This is a genomic window from Bacillus sp. mrc49 (genome assembly GCF_002803435.1).
Genome location: NZ_PHNG01000071.1, coordinates 1 through 381, shown reverse-complemented (window position 1 = coordinate 381; position 381 = coordinate 1). Strand labels below are relative to the sequence as shown.

Annotated in this window: 1 rRNA gene; it reads right to left on the bottom strand. The window is 53.0% G+C overall.

Annotated elements, in window-relative coordinates:
• Positions 1–381 (bottom strand): 16S ribosomal RNA (locus CVN76_RS00520); the annotation flags it as partial.

Below are 381 nucleotides of genomic sequence, written 5' to 3'. Positions count from 1 at the left end.
GCCTCAGTGTCAGTTACAGACCAGAAAGTCGCCTTCGCCACTGGTGTTCCTCCAAATCTCTACGCATTTCACCGCTACACTTGGAATTCCACTTTCCTCTTCTGCACTCAAGTTCCCCAGTTTCCAATGACCCTCCACGGTTGAGCCGTGGGCTTTCACATCAGACTTAAGGAACCACCTGCGCGCGCTTTACGCCCAATCATTCCGGACAACGCTTGCCACCTACGTATTACCGCGGCTGCTGGCACGTAGTTAGCCGTGGCTTTCTGGTTAGGTACCGTCAAGGTACCAGCAGTTACTCTGGTACTTGTTCTTCCCTAACAACAGAACTTTACGACCCGAAGGCCTTCTTCGTTCACGCGGCGTTGCTCCGTCAGACTT